The 4,748-nt window shown below is 40.2% G+C and carries 7 protein-coding genes; 1 reads left to right on the top strand and 6 read right to left on the bottom strand.

What is annotated here, in order from left to right; translation table 11 throughout:
- The 6 genes from Q8907_12935 to Q8907_12910 all read right to left on the bottom strand — a co-directional run.
- Positions 1–888, bottom strand: an 888-nt coding sequence (locus Q8907_12935; protein MDP4275175.1) for an FAD-dependent oxidoreductase, incomplete at its 3' end; no start/stop codon positions are given.
- Between the two features lie 33 nt (positions 889–921).
- Positions 922–1,296 (bottom strand): thioredoxin, encoded by a 375-nt coding sequence (gene trxA / locus Q8907_12930; protein MDP4275174.1) that lies wholly within the window; start codon positions 1,294–1,296, stop codon positions 922–924.
- A 111-nt stretch (positions 1,297–1,407) separates the two neighbouring features.
- Positions 1,408–2,724, bottom strand: a complete 1,317-nt coding sequence (locus Q8907_12925; GenBank protein ID MDP4275173.1) for a radical SAM protein — start codon at positions 2,722–2,724, stop codon at positions 1,408–1,410.
- A 144-nt stretch (positions 2,725–2,868) separates the two neighbouring features.
- The gene (trxA, locus tag Q8907_12920; GenBank protein ID MDP4275172.1) at positions 2,869–3,330 is read right to left on the bottom strand and encodes a thioredoxin; all 462 of its coding nucleotides are present in this window, start codon (positions 3,328–3,330) and stop codon (positions 2,869–2,871) included.
- 26 nt (positions 3,331–3,356) lie between these two features.
- Positions 3,357–4,004 carry a methyltransferase domain-containing protein gene (locus tag Q8907_12915; GenBank protein MDP4275171.1) on the bottom strand — a complete coding sequence of 216 codons (648 nt, stop codon included), beginning with the start codon at positions 4,002–4,004 and terminating at the stop codon, positions 3,357–3,359.
- 42 nt (positions 4,005–4,046) lie between these two features.
- Positions 4,047–4,298, bottom strand: coding sequence for a hypothetical protein (locus tag Q8907_12910; protein MDP4275170.1), 252 nt, complete (start codon positions 4,296–4,298; stop codon positions 4,047–4,049).
- Between the two features lie 133 nt (positions 4,299–4,431).
- Here Q8907_12910 and Q8907_12905 point away from each other — a divergent pair.
- Positions 4,432–4,748 (top strand): transposase (locus tag Q8907_12905; GenBank protein ID MDP4275169.1); only part of this gene is annotated, 317 nt, incomplete at its 3' end.

Below are 4,748 nucleotides of genomic sequence, written 5' to 3'. Positions count from 1 at the left end.
CTTATCAAACTGATGGATAATCGTTATTTTACGGGCAAAATGACTGATAAATTCAGATTCTTCCACAGCCGAATTGCCTCCTCCGATTACTACCACTTCTTTATCGGCATAATACTTGGCATCGCAGGTTGCACAGTAGGAGATGCCTTTCCCTTTAAGTTCGGTTTCGCCGGGTATCCCTAATAAATTAGGGCTTGTACCGGTAGCAATGATTATTTTTTTAGCCCTGAGGGTTTCGTATTCGTCGATGATCACTTCCTTTTTTCCCAGGTCAACTTGGGAGACATCAACGGCTACTTTGTAAACCGTACCGCAGAGCTTGGTTTGTTCGCTCATGTTGTGCGAAAGCATGTACCCGGCCTGTGGTTCGATAAACCCGGGATAATTGGATACTTCATGGGTCGTAGACACATGGCCGCCGGGAAGGCCAACATCAACCAATACCGTATTGATTTTGGCCTGGCAAAGGTAAAGTCCTGCTGTTAAACCACCGGGGCCGCCCCCCAGAATAAGCACATCATAATCTGAAGTTATTGGGTGTATCCCGGATTTGATTTCCTGAACTTTATCCTCAGGCAGCATGCTATCCAAGTTGCGGATAATCTCGCTTCGTTTGATCCCCCCGTTAAGTCTGGGGGCTACTTCAATCCCATGGTCGAAAAAAAGAAGGGTAGGGGAAGACCTTATATTTAATTTTTCAGCCAGTTCTCTGTTTCCCTGCCGGAATATTTTCAGGAATTTTACTTCTTTTCCGTAAAGTCCGGATAAATTTTCGAATTTCGGGGCCAAAGCTTCACAGGGAGGGCATTCGGTTGAATAAAAATCGAGAATTACCTTTTCCCCTTTTATCACTTCTTTTTCAAATTCAAGCGATGAAATTTCTTTCATAGCTGTAAATATTTAGGTTCTAATGTAAATGTACTAATTATTTTTTAATAATACATCTTTAATAGCCTGATTTAAAGTTTGTTTAGGCAAGGCGCCCACAGCCGATTGCGGTTGTCCTTCCATAGGGATGAAAACCAGGGTCGGGATGCTGGATATTCCAAAAGTTGAAGCCAGTTCCTGTTCATTTTCCGTATTGACTTTGTAAACGATAATTTTTCCGGCATAATCACGAGCTAATTCTTCCATGATGGGTGCTATGGAGCGGCAAGGTCCGCACCAGTCGGCATAAAAATCAATTATGGCAGGCAATGTGCCCTGATATTTCCATTCTTTATTGACCTCATAATTAAAGACTTTGTCTTTAAATTCCTGGGTAGAGAGGTGTACTACATGATCAATTGTTTCCATCGTCTGATTTACTTTTAATGTTCAGTTTATCAATTAGGTTACAAAGGTAAACAGAAAAAATGTAAATCGTAATAGTATCACTAATAAATCGTATAAATATCACTAATTTTTTTAGAAATAATTTGAGAAACCCAGTTCTAGCAATTTTTTCACCGGGCGGCAATCGGGTGAGCAGATATTTCCTGACCTATTTTTTGCCACAGCACCACATCCTCCACCGCAGGCCAGTTGTAAATCACAATTTTGGCATTCCGGAATGGAAGTGACATCCCTGTTTTCCCATTCTTTGATTTTTTTTAGATCATGAAATTCTCTAGGATAAAATGTTCCCAACGATTCGTCTGTCTTGCCAACGGTGGCTGTACAGGGGTAAATATGGCCGGTGTAGTCGAAGGCCCATTCTGTTTTGCAGGCCGGACAGGCATCAAATAAGGGATTGGGCAAATTCCCGTTTTCGGATAAGAATTTCGAAATGGAATAGGCCGGTTTGTAAAATTTCAGGATATGCGGATGCTCTTTGGTCAGTTCATAGATTTTTTCGTACAATGAGATTCTGTCAAACAGTTGTTCGGGATGGGACTGGCAATGGTGCAGTTCATAATTGCGGCCAATCTGGGTTTTAAAGAAAGGACTGTTTGTCCAGCCTTTATCAATGGCAAAGGTGGCCAGTTCGGGCAGGTTGTCGATATTTTGTTTGTCGGCAACCATTCTGAGGTTGACCGAAATTTTGTTTTGCAGGCAAAGGTCAATTCCTTTTACGATTTTGTCGAAGGTAGAACCTCCTCCTTTCAGGAAACGGCGGGAATCATGTATTGCTTTTGTCCCGTCGAGGGTAACCTGTATCTCACGGATCCGGCTTTTCTTTAGTAAATCCAGGTATTCTCCCAGGTAATAACCGTTGGTTACAATGCATACATCCAGTTCTGCGCGGGTTGCATTCTCCAGGAAATAAGAGACAAGTTCCTTTTGCCTGGGACTATTCAACAAAGGTTCACCCCCAAAAAGGGTTATATATCTGTTCCTGCCGGCAAATCTGGTCCTGACATACTGAAAAAACATATCTGTCAATTTTGCCGGTACTTCTGAGTGAGGATTTGTATATCCTTCCTGGTAACAGTAGGAACATGCAAAATTGCAACTGTAATTGGGGACAAAGAACAGCTGTACTTCATCTTTGTCACGTGAATCAATAAAATTGAGATATTCATTTTTATACTCAATATTTTCTGTCTTTTCGTCAACTACATATCCTTTGTTGATCAGCTGGGTATAAAAATCTTCCTGAACCGGCCTGCCGTTTATTAGTTCCTCAACCATTTTTGCTTCTGAGGCACTTAAAATATCAGCATTCCCGCTCAGGATATTAACAATGAAAAAGTTGTCTGAGTCTTTAATTCCCGAAAATATGTTGTATTTTGAATATCTCATAAATTATTAAAATAAAATGATTTAGCGAGATTTCCTTTTAATCGTGACAACCCACAATGGTTTTTGAAGTCTTTGCACAGCATTGTGCAACTTTCTGCTTTGCTTTCTTTTCTTCCTTTTTAATTAAACTGTTCATGATTTTAGTTATTTAGTTAACAAAACATTATTAATCATTTTAATCACTTCTTCTTTTGGAATCAGGCCTATCGAAGCCTGTGGCTGGCCTTTGACCGGGCAGAATACTATGGTCGGAAGGCTTGTTATTCCCATGTTTTGGGCAAGTAACTGTTCTGCTTCAGTATCTATTTTATAGACAACAATTTTGCCGGCATATTCATTTGCTATTTCTTCCAGTATAGGGGACATACGGCGGCATGGCCCGCACCAGTCGGCATAAAAATCAATGATACAAGGTTTGTCCCCTTCATATTTCCATTCTTTACTGGCCGTATAATTGAATACTTTTTGTTTGAATGTGTTGTCGGTCAGGTGAATAACATTTTCATGATTATCCTTTACCTTATTATCATTGGCTGAACTATTTGCACCGCAATTGGTTAATAGCAGGGATAATGCAATTGCAATTGTGAAAATTATCTTTTTCATCTTGATGAATTTAAAATTTAAATTTATTAATGGCAGCAAGAGCAAGCTGAAGGCTTTTTCCCGGAAATGGTGAAACTTGCAACTTCTGCTTTGCCTTTGGCATAAGGTGCTGATTCTTCAATTATTTTGAGGGATGAAAAGCCTGCTTTCACCAGGATATCGATATACTCCTCTTTTGTAATGGCCCCGGCCCAGCATTCTGCAACGGCAACAGGATCCTGACTATACTCTTCAGGGATGGGGCTGGTGGCATAAATATCGCTGACGACAAAGCGTCCGCCTTTTTTCAGGATACGGAATATCTCGTTCCAGACAGCCTGTTTATTTCCCGCGTGGTTGATCGTGCAATTTGAAATAACCAGGTCGGCAGCCACATCGGGTAATTCTATTTTTTCAAGGTCGCAGCTGATGAAGTTCACATTCTTTACTCCGAATTTTTCAGCATTTTGCCTGGCTTTTTTCAGCATCCCCTCCGAAATGTCTATTCCATAAACAAAACCTTTGTCACCTGTTTTTTCTGCCATCCTCAGGACGTCAGAACCTTTCCCGCTGCCCAGGTCGACACAGATTTCCCCCGGCTGGGGCTCTGCATAGCTGATTGCACTGCCGCACGAAAGGCAACATTCGGTTGTTGCCAGTGCCGTATACCTTTTATTGATTTCTGCCAAAGACATAAATAATTGTTGTTAGTTGATGAATAAAAAGCCAAATAAGATTTATCTTCTGCAACTTCCGCCACTGCATGGGCTGGAAACCAGAAACAGTCCGAAAAGGCTTCCAAATATTATACTGCCTAAGGGTGATCCGGTAACAATGCAGGAACCTGTTGAACAACCGACAAACCTGTAATACAGATATCCGGCTATTCCGCCAATTACTATTCCTAAAAACGGTTTCAAAAACCTTGAAGATTTAAAAAAATCCTTTTTACTTGTGCAACCTGTCTGCAATTCATGTAGTTCTTTCATGGTCCTTTTTCTTAAAATAATGCTACAAAGATAAAAAATATCTTTCAATAAATCGCAATAGTATCACCTAAATCTTTTTATTATCACTAATTTTTTTTATCTTTGCTAGGTAAAAAAATAAAAATTAATAAAAGTGATCTTTAAAGATGATTTAAGTCCGGAGCAGCTGGAAGAGTTATTTACAAATGATGATAAATGCCTGGAATTTCTGGCAGATTTGAAATGGTCAAATGGTTTTGTCTGCAGAAAATGCGGAAATACAAATTCATGTGCCGGGAAATCGCCATATTCCCGCCGTTGTACCCGGTGCAAGTCTGAGGAATCGGCCATTACAGGTACAATTTTTCATAATTGCAAGTTTCCCATCAGTAAGGCTTTTTACATTGCATATCATGTATGCAAGGATAAGGAGGATATTTCCTCTTATGAATTTGCCCGCCGTTTATCTTT

Source organism: Bacteroidota bacterium (assembly GCA_030706565.1).
In the GTDB taxonomy this organism is placed as follows: Bacteria; Bacteroidota; Bacteroidia; order Bacteroidales; family JAUZOH01; genus JAUZOH01.
Note: the sequence above shows the minus strand (reverse complement) of the source record. Positions and strands in the feature narration are given on the sequence as shown.

Excerpts from the sequence above, each read along its gene's own strand:
- trxA (MDP4275174.1), bottom strand. The coding sequence starts at position 1,296 with ATGGAAACAATTGATCATGTAGTACACCTCTCTACCCAGGAATTTAAA.
- Q8907_12925 (MDP4275173.1), bottom strand. The coding sequence starts at position 2,724 with ATGAGATATTCAAAATACAACATATTTTCGGGAATTAAAGACTCAGAC.
- trxA (MDP4275172.1), bottom strand. The coding sequence starts at position 3,330 with ATGAAAAAGATAATTTTCACAATTGCAATTGCATTATCCCTGCTATTA.
- Q8907_12915 (MDP4275171.1), bottom strand. The coding sequence starts at position 4,004 with ATGTCTTTGGCAGAAATCAATAAAAGGTATACGGCACTGGCAACAACC.
- Q8907_12910 (MDP4275170.1), bottom strand. The coding sequence starts at position 4,298 with ATGAAAGAACTACATGAATTGCAGACAGGTTGCACAAGTAAAAAGGAT.